The sequence below is a fragment of the Gardnerella sp. DNF00571G genome, assembly GCF_049262695.1.
GTDB lineage: Bacteria > Actinomycetota > Actinomycetes > Actinomycetales > Bifidobacteriaceae > Bifidobacterium > Bifidobacterium piotii.
The window spans coordinates 342,792-364,366 of the sequence record NZ_CP058396.1; the positions used below are offsets into that span (position 1 = coordinate 342,792).

Consider the following 21,575-nt stretch of genomic DNA (forward strand, 5'->3'; position numbering starts at 1 on the left):
GCACATTATGGAAGATAATTTGATGGAAGATAATTTGATTAAAAATAATGCAAATTACAATACATTGCCAGGTCAGGAACGCTATGTTGCTCCTCTTGACGATACGCCTCTTCAAGAAGTTGATTCTGTAGACGAATCCGCTCCAGCTACAAGCATGTGGGCTGATGCTTGGCGATCTTTGCGCAGAAATCCATTGTTTATTGTTTCTGCAATTTTGATTATTGCGATTATTTTTGTTGCGCTCTTCCCAGGCGCTCTCACAAAGCACAATCCTAATTACTGTGTTTTGGAGCACTCGCTTGAGCCAGCTTCTGCTGCGCATCCGTTTGGATTCGACATGCAAGGATGCGATATTTATGCTCGAGTTGTATATGGAACACGTACATCTTTAAGCGTTGGCTTGCTAGCAACGGCTTTAGTAGTGTTAGTTGGTTCGCTAATTGGAGCTTTGGCTGGATTCTTTGGAGGATGGATTGATGCGGTTCTTAGCCGAATCACCGATATCTTCTTGGCTTTGCCAATGCTGCTAGGTGCAATCGTAGTTTTGCAAATGTTCCGTACGTCTAAGTCGATTTGGAAAATCGTGTTTGTTATGGTTCTCTTTGGATGGGTAGGCGTTGCTCGAATCGCAAGAAGTGCTGTTATGGAATCCAAGAATCTTGAATTTAACACAGCATCTACCGCTTTAGGTTCTACTCCAATGCGAAACTTGTTCCAGCACATTATTCCAAACTCGCTGGCTCCAATCATTGTTGTAGGTACAACTTCTCTCGGCTCTTACATTGTTTTGGAAGCAACACTTAGCTTCTTGGGTATTGGTTTGCCAACAACAACAGTTAGCTGGGGTGTAGATATTTCTACCGCTAGAAATGTTCTTACTACAAATCCAGAAGTCTTGTTCTATCCATCCATTGCGCTCGCCATTACCGTGCTCGCCTTTATTATGATGGGCGACGCCGTAAAAGATGCGTTGGATCCAAAGAGCCGTAAGGCGTAAGTTAGCGTGGAGGAATAGTGATTATGAACACAGCAACACGTAAAAATGTAGATACTATTGCAATGCAACGCGAGCAGGGTCCTTTGCTGGAAGTTAAAAATCTTCAAGTTGACTTTACAACGGATTCTAAAAAGGCCGTACACGCTGTTCGCGATGCAAGCTTTAACGTTTACCCAGGTCAGTGGGTTGCAATTGTAGGTGAATCTGGTTCTGGAAAGTCCACTTCTGCAATGGCAGTTCTTGGTTTGCTTCCTGGAACAGGTCACGTTACGGGTGGTTCTATTAAGCTTAAAGGTCAAGAAATAAGCAATCTAAAGCCTAAAGATTATGCAGCTTTGCGCGGCACAGCAATGGGCTTGGTTCCGCAAGACCCTATGAGCAACTTGAATCCTGTTTGGCGAATTGGAACTCAAGTTAAAGAAGCTCTTCTTGCAAATGGCGTTGACGTTAGTCACGAAAAGCGCTCCGCACTTGCAGAAGCTTTAGCAGGAGATGCTGTAGAAGTTAAAAGCAACGAAGACGAAATCTTCCTTGGCTCTAAAGAACTGAGCGCATTATTGGACGAAGCAAAGCAAGCTTTGGCGCAGGCTGGTCTTAGCGAGCAAGCGAATGCCGAAAAGTTTAATGAAGCTATGGAATACTACAAAAAAGAGTGGGTTCCAGGTTCCGAAACTCGTTGGCGCGTTGCAGACGATTTAATCAAGTATGGCGTAGATGACGACAAAGCTTGGGAAATAGCCAAAAAGTATGTTGTTGGTGCAAGCGTTGAAGACCGCATTGCAGGTTTGCTTGATGAAGCTGGTTTGCCAGATGCTGCAACTCGCGCACGTCAGTTCCCGCACGAGTTTTCTGGTGGTATGCGTCAGCGCGCGTTAATCGCGATTGGCTTGGCTTGCCGTCCAGATTTGCTTATTGCAGATGAGCCAACTTCCGCACTAGATGTAACTGTGCAAAAGCGTATTCTTGACCATTTGCATACGCTTACAGATTCGCTAGGTACTTCCGTTCTGTTTATTACTCACGATTTAGGTTTGGCTGCAGCTCGTGCTCAGCACGTTGTTGTTATGTATAAGGGTCGCGTTGTTGAGTCTGGTCCATCTTTGGACGTTTTGCAGCACCCGCAGCATCCGTACACTAAGCGACTTGTTGCTGCCGCTCCAAGCCTTGCTTCTCAGCGAATCATCTCCGTTAAGGAGCATGGTGGCAACGCGGATAATTTGCTTGAGCATCACGTAGTAGGCGAGCAAACTCTTGAAAAGAGCGAGCATATTATTACAGTCGACCACTTAACTCGCGAGTTTAAGCTTCCGCGCAAGAAGGAACTTTTCAAAGCTGTTGACGATGTTTCGTTCTCTATTAAGCGCGGAACAACGTTGGCAATTGTGGGCGAATCTGGTTCTGGTAAGTCTACTGTTGCAAACATGGTTTTGAGATTACTAAAGCCAACAAGCGGAACTGTTACCTACGAAGGCAAGAATATTGCTGACTTAAAGGGCGCGGATTTGCTTGATTTCCGCCGTCATGTTCAGCCAGTATTCCAAAATCCTTACGGTTCGCTCGACCCAATGTATTCGATTTATCGTTCTATTGAAGAGCCTTTGCGTATTCATAAGATTGGAAGCAAAAAGAGTAGGCAGAATCGCGTACGCGAGCTTTTAGATATGGTTCGCATGCCTGCTTCTGTTATGACTCGATTCCCGAATGAGCTTTCTGGCGGTCAGCGTCAGCGCATTGCGATTGCGCGTGCAATGGCATTGGATCCAGATGTAATCGTTTGCGATGAAGCTGTTTCTGCATTAGACGTGCTTGTACAAGATCAGGTTTTGCACTTGCTTAACGATTTGCAAGCAGAGCGCGGATTAAGCTACTTGTTCATCACTCACGATTTGGCAGTGGTTCGTCAGATTGCGGACGAGGTTGTTGTTATGCAGCACGGAAAGCTTGTTGAGCATGCTACAACCGACGAAGTGTTTGATCATCCTCAAAAGGAATATACTCGCGATCTTCTCGACGCAATTCCTGGTGGAAACTTGGAGCTTGGATTGGATTAGTCGTAAGACTCGTATTAGTGCAAGCTATTAGATGTAGATAAAAGTGCAGGAGATAAAACTTCTGCACTTTTGTTTTATATGTACTTGCGAAACTTTGGAATATTCGCGTGTTTATATTCGCGTGTTTATATTATTAAATCATGGCTGATTTTTCTCATATTCTTGCAACGCGTCCAGATTTTGACGAGTCGGATCGCGAATGGTTGCATCACCTTGTAGCAGATTGGCAAGTAATAGCAGATTTAAGTTTTGCAGACTTGCTTTTGGTTATTCAAAATGGCAATGGAGATTACGTTGTAGCAGAACAATGCCGTCCGTCTACAGCAATCACGCTTAGAACCGAAGATTTACTCGGCGTAAAGCTAGACGAATCAATGCATAATGAGCTAGAAGCAGCAATGAGTAAAGAAACAAGTTTCCACTCTTCGGTTTTAAGAACTGTTGGAAGAGCTACTGTTTGCAATGTTTACGCTCCAGTTCGCCACAATGGCAAAACGCTTGGTCTTGTTCTTAGAGAAACAAATCTTGCAACAAGAGAATCAAACGGTAGATACGAGACGGAAAGCATTAATGCTGGCAAAACGTTGTTCGACATGATTGCGCGCGAGCAGTTTCCGTACCACGATTCAATGCTAAATCAGCGCCACAATGCTCGAGTTGCAGATGGTTTTATTATTTTAGAAGAAAGCGGTGTTGTTCGCTATGCTTCTCCAAACGCAATCAGCTGCTTCCGCAGACTTGGTGGACTAGACACCATGCAAGGCGAGTTCTTGTGCGAGTTTGGAGCGCGTCTTCTTCACACAAACGATGTTGTTCCCGAAAGCTTGCCTTTGGTATTAAGCGGTAAAGCAGATGTTGATTGCGAGTTAGAAGTAAATAATTCCGTTGTTTCTATGCGCTCGCTGCCGCTTTATGGGCCTAACGATAGAACGGGTGCAGTTGTTCTTTGTAGAGATGTTACGGAAGTTCTTAGAAGAGAAAAGGAGCTTCAGACTAAGAACGCTACTATTTCCGAGATTCATCATCGCGTTAAGAATAATCTTCAAGCTGTTTCTGCTTTGCTTCGTCTTCAAGCTAGAAAAACTAAGTCGTACGAAGTTAGAAAAGAGCTAGAAGAGGCTCAGAGGCGAGTCCAAACTATTGCTCTTGTTCACGAAGGTTTAAGCCAGACAGCCGATGAGGTTGTTGACTTCGACAAAGTGATTTCTAGCTTGCTTAAAATGACGATTGAACTTGCTTCGCAAAATCAAAATATTACAGTTGATTTTTGTGGTAAATTCGGCAAGCTTGCAGCTCAAGACGCAACGCCTCTTTCTCTTGTTTTAACCGAGCTTGTTACAAATGCTGTTGAGCACGGTTTTGAAGGCATGAGTGAAGGTCATATTAAGATTTCTGTTGGTCGTGGAGGAGACAATCTTAGTATTGTTGTAGAAGACAATGGCGGCGGAATCGAAAGCGAATCTTTGCATGGAATGGCAAAGTCTTCTGGATCTGGATTAGGCACTCAGCTAATCAACACTTTTGTTACTAACGATTTTGGTGGCACTGTTAAGTGGGAATCGCGCAGAGAAGGCGGAACTCGCGTTTTGCTGGATATTAAGTTGCGCGTTCCTGGAGTAGAGTAGTCTCTTACTTAAAATTCAGTGCTTTGATTTCTGCGCGCTCGCATTGCTCTACGCTTTAGCGAGCGCCTTTCATCTTCGCTAAGACCGCCCCAAACGCCGTAATCTTGGCTTGTTTCTAGAGCGCATCTTAGGCAATTGTCGGCAACATTACAAGTTCTGCACACTGCTTTGGCTTCTTCAACTTGCTGATTGGATGAGCTGTTATTTCCTACTGGGAAGAAAAGTTCAGGATCCTTATCTCGGCAAGCTGCTTTTGCACGCCAGTCGAATGCGCTACTCATAAGTAAATAACCTCTTTTTAATACGCGTATATTTTTACTAAATTTGCTAGATTTTGTATAAAACTATCCGCACTCCAGGAAAGCATGAATATAACTTTTTTTCAAGACTTTTACAAAATTTTTTTAATCTTTTTGAGTGATTTAAGTCATATTTTTATGTAAAACTCAATATTTGCAGCAAATTAGCTTTTCCAGGAATCACCATTATGCATCTTCCTGGTGTTTGATAATCTTCCGCGCTTAGTGTTTTTAGTAAGTCGGTAGGTATTCCAAGCATTGAGTCTGTTGCAGCATCGCCTGTTGGGAAGATTATTCTTACTGGCGCTTGCTCTGGTATGCGTATGTGTCTTGCATTTTGAGCGCAAAATATTACTGTTGTTTTAGTGTCTTTTAGTTTGCATTGCAATTCTTTAGACTTTTCGTCGCTGTTAAAAGGCTCTAAAAGTGAGTCTGCGTTGTCTTGAATGTGAATGTTTTTTGAATCAAGATTTTGCATACTAATCGCATTTTTAATCACATTTATAAGATTAGACTTTCCTCGTTTGCTTCCGCCAATAATCGCTATGTTTCCAAGATTTATTGGCAAAATTGCTTCGCTTAAGTTAATTCCGTCGTCTTTTAAGCCGATTAAAAGTCCAAACTCGCTATCTTTTGTGTTTTTGCAGTATTTATTAAGCGTTGAATTATTTAAGTATCTTGGTAGGGGAGCGCTAAACAATTGCTTAGGAGTTTTGTAGCAATAGAATTTTCCAGCCAATTCGATTGCTTTTATAAGCGAATTTTTGTTTTGACTTTGTGAGCATTGTAACGCTACTATTCCGTCTCCTGTATTGCAATATGCTGCTCCAGGATTATTCGGGTTTATGCTTGCAGCGGCAGGAGACCCAAGTAGTTCGTGTGATTGCATTGCGTCTCTAACTCTTAAACAAATGTTTATAGACATATTTGCTTTCATATCTGCATTTACTTGTCCCATTGGATTTTGTGTGCACGCTATAAGATGCATTCCTAGGGATCTTCCAACAGAAGCTATGCGTATTAGGCGATTCATGTAGTCGGGGAGTTGATTTTTAAGAGCATGGAATTCGTCTATAACAATCACCATTGAAGGCTCGCTTGGTTTTACTTGACTAATATCGTGGCAGCCTTGATTTGCAACTAATCTTTCTCGCCTATCTAATTCCATTTCTAATCCGCGCAATGCTCTTGCAGCATGCTTAAGATTTAAGTCTCCAACGTTTCCAACGCTGTGTGGAAGTGTGGAAAGTGAATCGAATGTAGCTCCTCCCTTAAAATCCATAAACACAAATTGCAATAATTTAGGTGAGTATTTAAAAGCTAGAGCTAAACACCAAGATGTTAGTAAAACGGATTTTCCAGACCCTGTTGTTCCTGCTACAAGCGCGTGCGGCCCATTTTTAACAAGATCTATACAAAAATAACCGCTGCTGTTTATTCCAATCGGAGCTTCTAAAGAGTTTTTAGAAGACACTAGCCAAGCGTATACAACATTTTTCCATGGAGGAACACGATTTTGCATGTTTTTGGAGTAATTTGTAGAAACGATTTGATTTGCGTTATTAATCAGCATTGCTTCTAGGTTGATTGGAACAAGAGTTTCTGGAACACCTTTAATATGAGAGTCGACTGTTGTTTTGCTAAAGTGAACGCTTTGATTCGTATTATTCTTTACTAAACTTTTGTTGTTTTTGTTTGAATTGTATTGAACAATTTGCGGTATTAAGCAAGCAATATACATCATTATGCTAGGAACAATCATTGCAAGCATCATCCAACTTTTTTGCAAAAACGCCATTATAGCAAGAGCAATATTGGCTAAAATAGGCACAATATTTGCCATTATTTGCATCCAAAACATTGGTTTTGAAGCTATGCTTTTAGTATTGTTTGCATTGTTTTCGTATTCCATAACGCAATAGTGTATTGCGATTAAGAAATATGCAAGTAAAAACCACAAATGTGGTTAAAGGCTAAATTGGCTAAATATGATTAGCTAAAATTATGTTTATTGCTCTGCAAGCGTTCCAACGTTTCCAGGCGCATGCGTTCCAGCAGATAATTGATCGAATAATTCAATGTTTTTAGCATCGTCTAACAAAACGGATGATCCAACTGAATACACCCAATAATCTGGATTAGTCCAATAGACTGTTCCTGTTACACCGTCTTTTCCTGTTGCTTCCTTAAAAGCAAGACCCATGTTCAGCAGTGTTCCAGGATTTGAGTTTTCGTCTAATATTGCAGAATCAAGCGATGCTTTTGCAAAACCTTTTACTTTCGAGAAGTTTGTAAGCGTGCTGCTAGATAAAGCTTTTTTCATTATTGCGCTAATTACCATTCGCTGTCTTGCAGCTCTTCCAAAATCAGATTGAGGATCTGCATATCTCATTCTAGAAAATGCTAATGCAACGTTTCCGTCTACACTGTGGCATCCTGCAGTCCAATTAAGCCCACTGTAGGCATCGCTAACTGTGCGATCGTAGCATAAGTCTATTGTTCCAAGCGAGTTTACAACGTTTGTAAGTCCTGCGAATTTTATTTCTGCAACGTGGTCTATTTTGTGGCCAGTAATTTTTTCAACGGTTTTTGTTAGTGCTCTATTTCCAAGATCTTGTGCAACTGTGTTAATCTTCATTTGCTGGCCGTTTACAGAAACTAACGAGTCTCTTGGAATGGATATTAAGGAGCTGTGACCACTTACTGGTTTTGTTAAAACAAGAATCGTATCTGTTCTAAATCCAGTTATTTCTTTTGCTTCTTCGCCTTCTCGTTGATCCGATCCTAAAATTAACCAAGTTGTTTCTTGAGTATCTGGAGTATCCGTTAGCCAATTATCTCGCTTAATTTGAGAGTCAACCCAGTTCCAAGATAAAACGCCTAGTGCTCCTACAAGAATCAATATTGTTACTAAAAGCAGGGATAAGTACTTTAGTAAGCGATGTTTTTTTCTAAAAGCAAGAGCTCCAACAGAAGAATTACTTGCTATTGGTCTAACTTCGTTTTGACTAAAGTTTTGGATTCTGTTTGGAATAAAACTAGATGCACTTGCATTGTTTTGGCTTAAACGCTGACTTTGTTCGGGGTAGTACTGCTCGCTATATGCTTGTGTGCCAGTGTTTTGCGTGCGATAATTTTGCGAATTTTGGCTTACTTTTCTAGGCTTTGGCTCAAACGACGGTGCACGCTGAACAGTCTCTTGCTTGTTTAATTCGCTGTTTTTATGCGCGTTATTGTGTGCGTTTTTAGGCGGAAAGCTCGGTATTGAATTCGCGTTTTTATTATGTTTATTCGATGGAGTAAAGCTAGGTGGATTATTTTGATTCCCCAAAGCGTCTTCTGGACGTTGCTGGCTCATTTATCCTCCCTAAGCCATACATCTGCAATATTGATGGCGTCTATATGTATGCATAATTATTAGTGAAAACTACCAATGGCATTATAAAGCAACGTAGTTATAAACGATTTAACAACGTGCTTTTTCTAGTGTATTATTTTCCTTTTGGAACAGCGCATATTGTATTATTTAGGTATTTATCTGCAATTCCCATGTAGTGACCAGTTTGTGGGTTTCTTATTGTTCCGTCTTCTGGGTTAACGATTCCGCCGCTATTTGGATCAATAAGTCTGCCTAAGCTGTCTTTTGCCAATCCAGTTTTTGGATCCACGCGCCCAATTTTAACTGCATTTGGATCTGCATAGGAATTAGAGGAATTAAGGCTATTCTCGCCAGAATTTGTAGACTCCGCAGAGTCGTTAGAATCTGCACTAGACGAATCGGAGTTTTCTTTAGAGGCAGACTTTTTGCCATTTTTTGCGTTCTTTTTTGCAGACTTTTTACTTTTACTTGGTTTTTCGCCTAAATCTTTAGTTAACGGCTTATCTTCTTGCATTAAATCCCAAACGTCTTGCGCGCTTTCGTCTAAAATAACACGATTTTCATCGTATGGGTCGGTTGCAATCGGTATTGTTTGTGCGTAAATGTGCGAAGGCTTTAGATTACGAAGACTTGCAGCTAAACCAACCAGTGTTGTAGGGTTTGCAAGACCTTGGCTCATATTAAGTGACTTTAGAGCTGATTTTGCAAGTTGATAAAGTTGGCCCGACTGTGTTAGAAGATTCTTAGATAGCGCTTGATGAATAAGTTGCTTAAGCAGATATTGCTGACGCGTTGTTCGCATAATATCGCTTCCGTCGCTTGCGCTGTCGTGCCTCATTCTTGCGTATTGTGTTGCTTGCACGCCATCAAGGTGTTGGAGTCCGCGCTTTAGGTTAACGCCCGTGTAGTAATCCCTAGTGTTTACAGGAATGCACAAGGTTACTCCGCCAATCGCATTAATCATATCGCTTAAACCGCTAAAGTCTGCAACAATAAAATCTGTTATGTTTAAGCCAGTAATCTCGTTTACTGTTGCAAGCGTACATGATGCTGCACTTGCTAAGTCGCCTCCTTTAGCGTAGCCAAGTGCGAAAATCGAGTTAAACATAACTTTACGTCTAGCTGGAATTCTGCCTTTAGACGTATTGCACGATGCGGCTTTAACCATTGAATCTCTTGGAATTGAAACAATGTTTATATAAGACCTATCTGCGCTGATTTGAACAATCATTGCTGTGTCTGATTGATGATTTTCGTCTTCTCCGCCGCCCTGAAAAGCGCGATTCTTACCTTCTCGAGTATCTTGACCAAGAACAAGAATATTAATAGTTTTACCAGCATTAGGGTCTATTGACTGAATCTGTTTGGTGCTTGTTGAGATGGTTTTTATAACGCGCGAACTAATGGTAGAAGAAAAGTCAAGCCATACGGATGCGATTATTGTAGTTAAAAAGGCTAGAACGGCAATAATTGCCATGCAAATGATTTTACGAGTATTATTAAGCATTTGACTATTGAGAGTATGGTGCGGTGCAGATGAGTCCCAATAGTTAGTTTGGTACCGACGGTCTTGATTATACCGAGAGGCTGCCATGCTTCCTTCTTTCGTAAATGCACATATAAATCACCATTATAGTGTATTCTATTGAGATTTTAACATGCATAATACATACCCCTTGCGTAAACTATTATGTATGGATTCAATAACCGCTGAAACTTGCACTTTTGAAAACGATGTTTTACAAGTCTTTTCTGCTATGAATAGAATAAAGCCTCGCGAGGTTGATTCTTCTATTGTTTCAATAATGAGCGTTGAGCAAGATACGCGGTTTTACGAAGAAACTTTGCAAGCGGTTATAAATCAAAGTGTTCTTCCTGGAACTATTGTTGTAGCTGATTGTGCTAGTAGAACACAAAAAGAGTTAGTAAAGTCTTTTAACGTTCAAATAGAGCCAACTCAATTATCGGGATTAATTTCTAGTGCAGATTTTTCCAACGGAAATCAAGCTTTTAGTAATGCGTATGGCAATGCGTACAGTGGCAATAACACTGATTCCTACAAACAATATAAGCAAGTAAAAGTTGTTATTCTTCCTATTAAGTCTGCAAAATCATTTGGCGATGCTGTAGAAAAGTCTTTAAGAAAACTTTTGCCATTGCAAGGCGTTAAGTCGCTGTGGCTTTTGCACGACGATTCAAAACCTTGCGATTCAAAATGCTTGGAAGCTTTAAGAGAGACTTGGCGAAACACTCCAACAGCTTGCGTTCTTGGTGCAAAACAAGTTGATTGGCAAGGAAAAATTCTTCACAACGTTGGCATGTATGCGTGGAAGCATAAAGTGCATTCACTTAGCGTAGAAGGCGAGCCAGATCAAGAGCAATACGATTTTAGGGGAGATGTTTATTCTGTTTCTCTTGCAGGCGCTTTAGTTTCGCTTAGCACTTGGCAAACAATGCGAGGAACTCAGCCTTGGCTTACCACTTTTGAAGAGTCTAACGATTTTTGCAGGCGAGTCGTTTTAAGCGGTGGGCGAGTTGTTGTTGTACCACAAGCCAGAATCGCGCATAGAAGAGCGCGTTTTGACGGTCTTCGCACTAGGAGCGGCGAAGAGCGCGATGCAGAAAAAACCAATGTTTGCTACGGCTTAGCTTATTCGATTATGGCAAAGCAAAGATACATGTATACAGATGTTAGCGTTATTATGTGGCCTCTTATTTGGCTTTGCTCTGTTCCAATGTCAATAATCCGCGCACTGCAATCTTTGTTTGCTAAGCAGCCGTATGTTGCGTTTATGCGTCTTATGCTTCCTTGGATTGCGTTAGCACAATTACCTCGCGCTATTTTTGCAAGAAGACGAGTGTCTAGAGTTTCAAAAGTTTCCTTAAAACGACTCACTTCTCTTATAGCAAGTCGTAGTCAAATTACGCGTTGGAAAGACAAAACTATTGCTTTTAAGACTCAAAAAAAGGGTGTTATTTTAAGTCCGCTTGCAAGAAAGCACTTGCATAGAAGAGTTTTGTTTAGGTGGAGCGCCGCAATTTGTGCATCTCTTCTTGTTTTTGCAACCGTAATACTTCTTTACGGAGCGCCAATTAATAAGATTCTTTCTGGGTCATCGCTTTATTCAAGCCAGCTTCTTTCTACTGGAACAAGTTTTAGTGATTTGTTTAAGTCTGCGATTGGAGCATATATTCCAGACGACGGTTTTGCGTCTCCTCTTCCTCCATCTCCGCTTCTTATGATTTGGATGCTAGCTTCCATTGTGTTTGGTGGAAATACGTTAGCTGCAATAAACGCCATATTTTTCCTTGCTGCTCCTGCAATGCTTCTAAGTTTTTGGGCGCTTGCAGGCGTGTTTACTAGATCAGATATTGTGCGAGTGTGCTCTGGTCTTTGTTGGACAATGATTGCGATGGCTTTTGGCGTTTTTGCTAGAGGCGATTTGCCAATGATTCTAACAATGGTATTTTTGCCAGCTGCATTTGCATTCGCTTTCCACGCTGTAGGAATGTATGTTACAGAAGACCCTGTTGTTCCAGTTGCGTCAATCCAAAGCGCAGCTTGCGCATCTTTGTGCTTTATGGTTCCGCTTGCTGCAAGTCCTCAGCTTTTGCTGCCAATGTTTGTTATTTTTATTGCATCGATTATTATGGTGCGCTCGCATCGTTTTATGCTTGCGCTAATGCCTGTTCCATCTGTTCTAGTTCTTTTGCCAACATTGGGTAGCGTTGTGCGCTATTTTGGAACTGGAATGTGGCGTCAAATTTTTGCTAGTATGGCTTTGCCTTCTCAAAAAATAAATGGTGCTCCTAGGGCTAGCAGTTATATAGATGTTTTGCTTCGAGCGTTTAACATTGATTTGAATCATTTTTCTTCGGGTTCAATGTTAATTTTGCAACTTCGCGGAATAATCATGATTGTTTTCGCAGCCTTAGCTGTACTAATGGCTTTGTGCGCGCTTGCTCTTCCATTTGCTTTAAGAGCTTCAAGAATGATGTGGGTTGTAATAGTTAGTGGAATGGTGCTTTCTTTAGTCGCTTGCCGCGTTGTTGTTGCATCCGATTTTGACGGTCCTATTAGTGCAAGTGTTCTTCCAGGCGTAAGCTTGAGCGCTCTTGGTGTTCTTGCATGCATGTGCATGGTTGCAGGAAAAGCAGTTCGTAGGTTTGAACCTTTGCGAAAATCTAATTCTGCTAATCAAGACAATAATCCAGACGATTACACTACTCGCGTTTCTAAGCGTGCAGCTATGAATCGTTCTGCTAAAGCAATGATGAAAAAGCTTATTCATCTTGCAAGAGGAATTTTAGCTTTTGGAATTTTTGCAGTTGCTGCTTTGCTTGGATTATTTGCGATTATTAGCGGACCGGTAACCTCCGTTTACGCAAGCGATAGCGGCCTGCCAATGGTTGTTTCGGACTACTTAAATAAAAATAGTGCAAATCGTGTTCTTGCGATTAAAGCTGTGAATAGTCGTGAGTTGAATATTTCGCTTATGCGTACCGCTCGTGGCGATTTAGTTGACTTATCTCCATCTTTGCAAGTTAGAGATGTTTTATATGGGCATTCTCCTAGTACGAATACGCTTTATTACGCGGCTTCTAAGCTTCTTTCTCACGCAAGCGATGAGTCGATTGTAACCTTAAAGCAGCTTGGTATTGGCGGAATTTACATTGTTAATGATTCTAAAGCCAAAAACGATTTAGCGGCTAATAATTCAATGATTAGCTTAGAAGGCGACGCAAATAAAGACGCAACAGAAAAGTTGATTGCAAACGTAAATGCTTCGGAAGGAACTCAGCTTGTTGTTTCATCTAGTCATGGAACGTATTGCAGATTCGACGATGTAGCAGATATGTCTTCTTCTAAAACTTCGATTTATAGCCATTCGCGCCCACTTTCTTGGAGAATCCCGTGGATTGTTGTTTTTGCTTTAGTGCTGCTATTGTATTGCCTGGTTGCTTTGCCTCGTTTTAACAGCAATAACGTAATAGAGCGTGAATAAATAGAGCGTGAATAATTAGGATGATTAGTTAGAAGCTATGATTGATTAGACGGATAAATGGCAGGTAGATTAATGAAGTCAGATACGAATTCTAAAAATAGTCATCGTCATGCACAAGATGCTACTTCGATTAGCGCTTCTGTTCGTTTTAGAAGATTCAAACTGTGGTCTTTGTCTATTTTAAGCGCTGCAATACTTGTTTCTTGTGCTGTTGTTGCGTCTTGCGTATTACCACTAAAACAGCTAACAGACGACCCGATTTTTCCTATTGGAAGCGTAGAAAAGCGTGTTAGTTCTACAAATTTGCAAACAGTTTGCCCTAGCAGAATAGCTTTACCAGATTCAGCAAAATATGGCGATAGCGAGTTTCAAGAATCCGAAGGAGACTTAAAGTCAATATCCAGATATGCGTCTTTTGGCAACGTTTATAAGTCCACTTTTAACGGCGTAAAATATGCTGGCGATTCTAAAGATTTAGTTAACAAATCTTTTAACAATCCTTCTAGTTCTTCTAGTGATCCTAGTGATTCAAGCGAAAGCCAAGATAGAGCTTATTTTGCAGAAAGTAATGTAGATAAAGACGCTCAAGTTTTGGAAAGTAGTCTTTTAAGTGCGCAATCTGGAACTGGGTCTGCTGCATCTGTTGCGTCTTGGGCTACAAACGGCGACTTAAAAGGATTATCTGCCACTTCTTGCGTATCTCCTTCAATGCGCCAAAACTTTATTATTCCAAGAATAGCGGAAGGTGTTTCTGTAAGATTAAACTCTGTTAATCTTTCGTCTAAGCCTACAGTTGTAAGCGTTAAAGCATGGTCAACTAATAAATCGGGAGCGCAGCTAAATCTTTCTACAGGAAGCACTTTTACTGTTCCAGCACATAGTGACGCTTACTTTAACATTTCTGCAGCTGCATCAAAGTCGGATGGTCTTTATATTCAAGTTTTAAGCGAGCAAGCTCCAGTTTCGTCGTTTGTTAAGTTTATTAGTTCATCTGGTCTTGCTTCTAAAGGCGTGGATATTATTTCTCCGCAAGAATCAGCATCTTTAGAGCCTGTTTTGCCAGGAGTTAGTGAAGGCGACCAAGCCAAAGCTTATATTTGGTCTAATAAAAGCGGAAAAGTCGATTTGTATTGGCTCGATGATTCTGGAAAAAAGAGCATAAAGCAAGTAGATTTTAGTGCAAGACAAATTCAAGTTGTTGATTTACCAGAAGTACCTAAGGGTGTTGGGGCGATTTTTGCTCAAAGTAACGTTCCGATTTTTGCTATGGCTTCTGTTGAAAAAAGTGGAAAAGATGGTCAAAGCGATATTGCTTTTGTTAATTCAGTTCGTTCTATTACAAATAGTGCGCTTGTTTCCCCATTTTCTGCAGACGAAACTTCGCTGCATATTGCAAACGGATCTGTTGATAATGCCAATGTAAAGCTTAGTGCTTACGATTCTTCTGGCTTAAAAGTTGCGTCTAAGACTATTGAAGTTAAGTCTTATACTGTTTCAACGATTTTAGCGAAAGATATTAATCCTAAAGCTGTTATGTATACTCTTAAGTCTAAATCTGGAGTTTCGTTTGCGTCTAGGATTCAATCAAAAGCAATAAACGATGCTGGTTTCGCAGGCGTTGCATGGATTCCTTCTAAGTCGCTTGACCCTAACAGTATAAGTGTTAAAGTTCGCTCGAATCCTTCGATTGTAAAGTAGACTTAGGGCTTTTAGGCTGTTATTTACAATCCCCAATCTGGGTCGATTTCTTCTGGTCTTCTTCCGTACAATTCTGCTAAACGTTGCACTATCTCGTCTCTAATCGCGTATTGAAGCTCCGCTCTGCTAGTAACGTGTGTGCATAGTGGAAGTCTGTACAAAACTATTCTTTGTGGTATTCCTTTAGATGCAGGAAAAGCTTGAGACATTATTCTTTTATTACTTTCCCACAAAACTGGCTGGCTTGGAGGAACATCTTCTACAGCAAATTGAACGTCTTTTATAAGATTTGACCAAGCGCTGTTAAGTCTTCTAATTTGAGCTGCTACCATTGAATCGAACATTCCGCTGGCTGTTCTGTATCTAGGAAGTCGCGTGCCAAACATTGGCGCGCGCATGCCGCGTCCGTGGCGGTTTCTGTATCTTTTTTGTTCCCATACTAAAGACGTCATACACTTAACTTTATTTGTATGCTAGGGCATTTGATTAATGTGCAAACACAAAACGGTGTAGTAAATATGTTGATAATATGGAATACTTGAATTGCATAGTTTGTACAGGAGGAAATCGTTGGAGCCAAATATTCATGAGTACAATGAGCAGGGACTTTGTGAGCGTCTTGCTTTGTGTTCACTTATTGGTTTTGACTTAGACAACACTCTTGCATGTTCTAAAAAGCCTATGATTAGCCCAATGTGCAAGGTTTTTGGCGATTTAATCAATAAAATGCCAATTGCTTTAATTACGGGCGGAGACTTGCGATTAGTCAAAAGCCAAGTTTTAAGCGTTTTGCCTGCTTCTACGAATTTAGACAATTTTCACATTATGCCAACTAATGGAACAAGCTATTATCGAATTGTTGATGGCAGTCTTAAATGCGTGTATTCTCACACGATTTCCGTAAAAGACGCAAATCGCATTATTAGTGTTGTTAAAGATTGCGCTAAAAAAATGGGATTGCTAAAAAGCGTTGGAGACAAAGACCTTTGGGGTAGTCAAATAGAAAATCGTGGTACTCAAATCACTTTTTCTGCACTAGGTCAGCTTGCTCCAATCGAACTTAAAAAGGATTGGGATCCTAGTGGCAAGCTAAAGGAGCAGCTAGCTGAACAAATTTCTGCATATTTGCCCGACTTTTCTGTGCGAGCTGGTGGAGAGACAAGTGTTGATATTGTTTGCAAAGGAAACAACAAGGCTTATGCTCTTGATTCTCTTTGTAAGATTTGCGACATTTCGCTAAAATCTGTTGCTTTTGTGGGAGATCGCATGTACAAAGGCGGTAACGATTACCCAACTTCTTTAACAGGAGCGCTTGCGATTTGCGTAAAAAACCCTAATAACACTTTTGAATTGTGCTCTAAGCTATTAGAAAGTCTTAACTAAAGTCTTAAGTAAATACTTAACTAAAGTTTTAAGTAAAAAGCCTTTAACCACATTGCTCTAATTTTATTGCCATTTGTTTTTAGCATTGCTATCGTCTTTTTATGATTTACAAAAACCTTAACAAAAGCAAACAAAATTGGCTTATTTTCAACGTTTCTTGGGTAAGTTTATTTAAGACTATTCTTAACTTTATTTTTCCAATTTCTTGTGCTGGCTGCTCAATGGCAGATTGCGTACTTTGCAACGAATGCAAATCAAAGTTTAGTAAGTGGCATATTGATCCGTTTAGCGGAGTGTTTTGCAAAAATATTTATTCTTGTGCAACATACGGATGGGCTGTAAGAAGGTGTATTTTGCAATGGAAAGATCATGGAAACCAACTTTTAGATAAGCCTTTTTCTAACTTGCTTTTTAGCTTGATTATTAGTGTTGTTGGAAGCTCAAGCAAAGTGGCCATTATTCCAGTTCCTTCGTCTTTTGCGTCTAAAAGAAAGCGCGGCAGAAGTCACATGGATCCAATAGCTAAAAATGTTGTTAAAAGTCTTAAAAAACAAGGTATTGATGCTACTTTTGTTAAAGCAATTAAAATGATTAATGTAAGGGGAAAATCGGTTCAAGCAAGGGGGAGTAGGCAAAGGTCTTTGCGCACGTCTAAAGGTTTATCTGTAAACGTAAAGGGCATTAAAAGCGGGTACAAAGTGATTATTATAGACGACATTATTACTACGGGGTCTACGCTAAAAAACTGTGTTAAAGAGCTAAATAAAAGCGGTGTTGCTGTTTTTGCGTGTTTTGCGCTGGCTGGAGTGTGGTCTAAAGAAAGCGTTTTATACTCTTAGATTTGCGTGATTATGGATTTCGCGTGTTTAGGCTGCGTGTTCGTCTATTAAAACTCGCGCAATCTTTCTATTCGCTGTATGTAAGCGGCAATGTTATCTCAAAATTAACTCCGCGCTTATCGTCTACAACTCTAACGTTTCCGTGATGAAGCAGAGCAGCCCATCTTGCAATAGAAAGTCCTAATCCAGTTCCGCCAGACTCTGTTCCTATTCCTTGATTTCCCTTAACAAATCTGCGGAAAATATCCGCGCGATTTTCTTCAGGAATTTGCGTTCCAAAATTAATAACATTGCAAACTAAAATATTTTTTTCGTGATTCGACTTAGCGTTTATAAGAATTTTAGTGTTGTCTGCAGAATGCTTGATTGCGTTAGATACTACGTTTGTAAACAATTGAGATAGGCGATTTTTGTCTCCAACAAGCATAATGTTGTTTTCAATATTAAGACTTATGCTGTGATTGTGACCCGCGTCTGCGATTTTTACTGTTTCTACAATGTTGTTAATAAAGTCTTTAAAGTCAAAACTTGTAATAACAAGACTTTCTGCGCCTGCTTCTACTCTAGATAAGTCAAGAAGAAAAGTGATTAAATCAGCTAATTTATGTGTTTGATTTACGATTGCTTCCATATTGGAAGGCGTTGGCTCCACAACGCCATCTGCAAGGTTTTCTACCATTGCTTGCAACGCGCTAACAGGCGTTCTAAGCTCATGGCTAACGTTTGCTATAAGGTCTCGGCGCATGTTGTCTGCGTGCTCTAGTTCTTCTGCCATCTCGTTAAAAGCAAGAGTGAGCTTTCCAACTTCGTCTTTTCTGCTTTCGATTTGAACACGCACAGAATAGTCGCCATCTGCCATCGTTTCTGCAGCATCGCGCATTTGTCTAAGTGGGGAAGTTAATCCTCTAGAAAACGCGTATGTTATTCCTAATGCAACTGCAAGAGTTAGTGGCATTGCAATCCAACCGCTTAATCCAACTTTTAGCAAAAACCATGCCATAACAAATGCTATAGCGGTTGCAAAAACAATAATCGCAGACAATTCGCCTTTTAATGACGTAAAAAATCCTATTGCGCTTTTAGGATGAGGCAGTGGGTTTTTTAGTGGGCTTTTTAGAGTATTCTTCATTGAATTTTTTAATGAACTCTTTAGTAAGCTGCTATTTTCTATGTTCTTATGATCTTTACTATTTTTACTATTCTTGCGAATCAAATTCTGGCTCATAATCTTCTTTAGGTGGCTCAAAAGCGTAGCCTACTCCATGTATTGTGCGAATCCAATCAGATCCAATCTTATGTCTTAAAGATTTAACGTGGGAATCAACTGTGCGTGTTCCCGAAGCATCTGGCCAATCCCAGACTTTTTCTAAAAGCGTTTCTCTTTTTAACACTTCGTGAGGGTGATTTGCAAAAGTCGTAAGTAAAGAAAACTCTGTAGGCGTAAAGTGGATTGCTTTTTCGCCAATCGTAACAAGTCTTTGCTTTGTGTCAATAATCAAGTTTCCAAACTTAATCAAAGTGTTGTATTGTTCTCTTTTTGCAATTATTGCCGCGCGCTCAACTCTTCTTAAAAGCGCACCACATCTTGCAATAAGCTCTCTAGGGGAGAATGGCTTTGTAACATAGTCGTCTGCTCCTGCGCTTAGCCCAGCCAACTTATCTGCTTCTGAGTCTCTTGCTGTAAGCATAAGAACAGGAATAGGGCATTTAGATACTATTCTTCGCGTTGCTTCTATGCCATCCATAATCGGAAGCATAATATCCATGATTATAAGGTCTGGTTTTAAGCTTAACGCTGCTTTAACAGCAGACACTCCATCACAAACAACTCTAGCTTTCCAACCTCTAGCAGCAATTCTTTGCGCTATAGCTGTAGCTAAATCTGGCTCGTCTTCTACAACAAGAATTGTTCGAGGAGCACTTGTTTGCAATGGAGTGTCCAACATTTTACCTAGTTTAGATTCCTTTTAGCTATTTAATCATTACCTTAATCTAGTGGCTTAAGGAATACAGCTCCAAGTGCTGGAACAGTAATCCTTGCAGAATACGGCCTGGAATGATACTCTTCGGCGGCAGCAGTAAATGTGCCGTTGTGAATATCGGATCCGCAATACTTAGCGTCGTCTGTAGTAAGAATCTCTTGCCACTTTCCACCCTTAGGTAATGCCACTTGGTAATCTTGCCATGCTTGACCAGAGAAGTTAACAACAACAACGATTTCTTCGCCGTCGTCTCCGATTCGCATGTAGCTTAATGTGTTGTGGTCGGAATCGTCGCTAGTAAGCCACTGGAATCCGTCTGGCGTAAAGTCTTGGCTCCAGAATGCCCTAGAGCTCTTATACAAAGCATTAAGATCTGCAACCAGCTTTTGAACTCCTTGATGGAATGGCCATTGAAGCTCGTGCCAATTAAGCGAATTGTTGAAGTTCCATTCGCAAGACTGGCCGATTTCTCCGCCCATAAACAGAAGATTCTTTCCTGGGTGAGACCATTGATACGCCAAGAGAGCTCGAAGGCCAGCAAACTGTTGCCATTCGTCTCCAGGCATCTTTCCAAGAAGAGATCCTTTGCCATACACAACTTCATCGTGGCTAAGAGGCAACACGTAATGCTCGGAATATGCGTAAACCATAGAGAATGTGATTTCGTTGTGATGCCAACGGCGATTAATCGGCTCTTCTTTAAGGTATTGCAAAGTGTCGTGCATCCAGCCCATGTTCCACTTTAAGCCAAAGCCTAAGCCGCCCATGTCTGTAGGAGCAGTAACGCCTTGATATGCAGTGGACTCTTCTGCAATCATCATAATTCCAGGATTATTCTTGTATGCAGTAGCGTTCGCTTCCTTAATAAAGTCAATAGCTTCAAGGTTTTCGCGTCCGCCATACATGTTTGGACGCCATTGGCCAGCTTCGCGGCTGTAATCCAAGTAGAGCATAGAAGAAACAGCGTCTACTCGCAAAGCGTCAACGTGATACTCGCTAAGCCAGAAGCACGCGTTAGCAACCAAGAAGTTACGAACCTCGTGTCTGCCAAAGTTAAATATGTACGTTCCCCAATCTGGGTGCTCACCGCGAAGTGGATCTGGGTCTTCGTAAAGCGCAGTGCCGTCGAATCTACCCAAAGCAAAGTCATCCTTAGGGAAGTGTGCTGGAACCCAATCCATAATCACACCAATTCCAGCCTTGTGGAGCTTGTTTACTAAGTACTTAAAGTCGTCTGGACTTCCAAGCCTGGAATCAACAGCATAATATCCTGTAACTTGATATCCCCAAGATCCCGAGAATGGGTATTGTGTAAGAGGCATAAACTCAACGTGAGTAAAGCCTTCTTGCTGAACGTAATCAACCAAGTGATCTGCAAGCTCGCGATAATTGTCGTAATCGCGATTCCAGCTATTTGCTTGAATTTCGTAAATGCTAACAGGGCCATCGTGCGCATTAGTTTTTGCGCGATGCTCAAGCCATTCGCTATCGTGCCACTTAAAGTCGGAGTCAACAACAACAGAGCCAGTGTTAGGTGGAACTTCGTGCGAGCGCTCCATTGGGTCTGCCTTCATAATCCAGTTTCCAGCTTGAGTCATAATCTCAAACTTGTAAACCTCGCCTGCGCCTACTCCTGGAATAAAAAGCTCCCAAATGCCACTAGAGCCAAGTGAACGCATTGCGTGACGTCGGCCATTCCAATAGTTAAAGTTGCCAACAACTCTTACAGCGCGAGCATTTGGAGCCCACACAGTAAAGGATGTTCCAGTAACTTTTTTAACCATTTTGCCTGTTTCTGGGCATACAAGACCCCAAGAATCAGTAATGCTTTTAACATGAGCACCTAGTGCTTCCCAAAGTCTTTCGTGCCTGCCTTCGCCAAACAGGTACATGTCCATGTCGCCGATTTGAGGCAAGTGGCGGTACGGATCGTCGTCTACAGACTCTGTGCCGTCTACTTCTACGGTACGAATGCGATAGCTAGGAACAGACCATTCTTTGCTTTTAGCGTGTTTGGTTGCAGGAATAGTGGCAACAAAAATGCCATTGTATTCGTGCTGAGCTTCGTATTCGCCGCTCTTAGTGAGAATTGTTACTTTCTTGGCCATTGGTCGTAAAACGCGAACCGTGGCAGTACCAGCGCCATTGCCAGTTCCGAGATGTCCACCAAGGACCTCGTGAGGATTGTAATATTCTGCATTGCTCACCGCAGCAAGCACGTCTTGACGAACGGCAACTGCGATTGCATCTTCATTGATGTTAGATACTGTACTCATGTTGTCTATCATACAACATTATTTGCGTATGTCTTGTGTG

General features: G+C 41.1%; 15 protein-coding genes. 7 read left to right on the forward strand and 8 right to left on the reverse strand.

Features of this window, described 5'->3' with window-relative positions:
• Positions 1-7 precede the first annotated feature (7 nt).
• From HXT30_RS01490 to HXT30_RS01500, 3 genes are all read left to right on the forward strand, one after another.
• A complete protein-coding gene (locus HXT30_RS01490) occupies positions 8-997 on the forward strand; it encodes an ABC transporter permease (RefSeq protein ID WP_162862663.1) in 990 nt (329 codons plus the stop codon).
• A 23-nt stretch (positions 998-1,020) separates the two neighbouring features.
• Positions 1,021-3,048 (forward strand): dipeptide ABC transporter ATP-binding protein, encoded by a 2,028-nt coding sequence (locus HXT30_RS01495; RefSeq protein ID WP_422111663.1) that lies wholly within the window; start codon positions 1,021-1,023, stop codon positions 3,046-3,048.
• Positions 3,049-3,188: 140 nt separating this feature from the next.
• Entirely contained in the window at positions 3,189-4,673 is a 1,485-nt protein-coding gene (locus HXT30_RS01500; protein ID WP_422111664.1) for a sensor histidine kinase, read from the forward strand.
• A gap of 8 nt (positions 4,674-4,681) precedes the next feature.
• Here HXT30_RS01500 and HXT30_RS01505 read toward each other — a convergent pair whose 3' ends face one another.
• The 4 genes from HXT30_RS01505 to HXT30_RS01520 all read right to left on the reverse strand — a co-directional run bounded on the left by HXT30_RS01505 (position 4,682) and on the right by HXT30_RS01520 (position 9,945).
• Entirely contained in the window at positions 4,682-4,954 is a 273-nt protein-coding gene (locus HXT30_RS01505) for a WhiB family transcriptional regulator (RefSeq protein ID WP_004131981.1), read from the reverse strand.
• Between the two features lie 154 nt (positions 4,955-5,108).
• The gene (locus tag HXT30_RS01510) at positions 5,109-6,884 is read right to left on the reverse strand and encodes an FtsK/SpoIIIE domain-containing protein (protein ID WP_422111665.1); all 1,776 of its coding nucleotides are present in this window, start codon (positions 6,882-6,884) and stop codon (positions 5,109-5,111) included.
• 96 nt (positions 6,885-6,980) lie between these two features.
• Positions 6,981-8,330, reverse strand: a complete 1,350-nt coding sequence (locus tag HXT30_RS01515; RefSeq protein WP_422111666.1) for an LCP family protein — start codon at positions 8,328-8,330, stop codon at positions 6,981-6,983.
• A 133-nt stretch (positions 8,331-8,463) separates the two neighbouring features.
• Positions 8,464-9,945: an LCP family protein gene (locus tag HXT30_RS01520; protein ID WP_422111667.1), complete on the reverse strand. Its 1,482-nt coding sequence runs from the start codon at positions 9,943-9,945 to the stop codon at positions 8,464-8,466.
• Positions 9,946-10,045: 100 nt separating this feature from the next.
• On the opposite strand from HXT30_RS01520, the gene HXT30_RS01525 reads away from it, so the two are divergent.
• The gene (locus tag HXT30_RS01525) at positions 10,046-13,357 is read left to right on the forward strand and encodes a glycosyltransferase family 2 protein (RefSeq protein ID WP_422111668.1); all 3,312 of its coding nucleotides are present in this window, start codon (positions 10,046-10,048) and stop codon (positions 13,355-13,357) included.
• A 72-nt stretch (positions 13,358-13,429) separates the two neighbouring features.
• Positions 13,430-15,055: a DUF5719 family protein gene (locus HXT30_RS01530; protein WP_422111815.1), complete on the forward strand. Its 1,626-nt coding sequence runs from the start codon at positions 13,430-13,432 to the stop codon at positions 15,053-15,055.
• A gap of 23 nt (positions 15,056-15,078) precedes the next feature.
• Here the strand turns inward: HXT30_RS01530 and HXT30_RS01535 are convergent, their stop codons facing one another.
• Positions 15,079-15,507 carry a metallopeptidase family protein gene (locus HXT30_RS01535; RefSeq protein WP_004131993.1) on the reverse strand — a complete coding sequence of 143 codons (429 nt, stop codon included), beginning with the start codon at positions 15,505-15,507 and terminating at the stop codon, positions 15,079-15,081.
• 118 nt (positions 15,508-15,625) lie between these two features.
• Here HXT30_RS01535 and HXT30_RS01540 point away from each other — a divergent pair, with 118 nt between their 5' ends.
• Both HXT30_RS01540 and HXT30_RS01545 read left to right on the forward strand, forming a co-directional pair.
• On the forward strand, positions 15,626-16,438 hold the full coding sequence (locus HXT30_RS01540) for an HAD-IIB family hydrolase (RefSeq protein WP_422111669.1): 813 nt from the start codon (positions 15,626-15,628) through the stop codon (positions 16,436-16,438).
• A 101-nt stretch (positions 16,439-16,539) separates the two neighbouring features.
• Complete coding sequence (locus HXT30_RS01545; protein ID WP_422111670.1) at positions 16,540-17,277, forward strand: ComF family protein; 738 nt, start codon at positions 16,540-16,542, stop codon at positions 17,275-17,277.
• Positions 17,278-17,344: 67 nt separating this feature from the next.
• Here HXT30_RS01545 and HXT30_RS01550 read toward each other — a convergent pair whose 3' ends face one another.
• Genes HXT30_RS01550 through glgB form a run of 3 tightly spaced genes read right to left on the reverse strand, consistent with a single transcriptional unit; the run spans position 17,345 to position 21,535 of the window.
• On the reverse strand, positions 17,345-18,502 hold the full coding sequence (locus tag HXT30_RS01550) for a sensor histidine kinase (protein ID WP_422111671.1): 1,158 nt from the start codon (positions 18,500-18,502) through the stop codon (positions 17,345-17,347).
• Positions 18,474-19,223, reverse strand: a complete 750-nt coding sequence (locus HXT30_RS01555; RefSeq protein WP_422111672.1) for a response regulator transcription factor — start codon at positions 19,221-19,223, stop codon at positions 18,474-18,476. The genes HXT30_RS01550 and HXT30_RS01555 overlap by 29 nt, the downstream gene beginning before the upstream one ends.
• Positions 19,224-19,264: 41 nt before the next feature.
• Positions 19,265-21,535, reverse strand: a complete 2,271-nt coding sequence (gene glgB, locus HXT30_RS01560) for a 1,4-alpha-glucan branching protein GlgB (protein ID WP_422111673.1) — start codon at positions 21,533-21,535, stop codon at positions 19,265-19,267.
• Between the last annotated feature and the right edge of the window lie 40 nt (positions 21,536-21,575).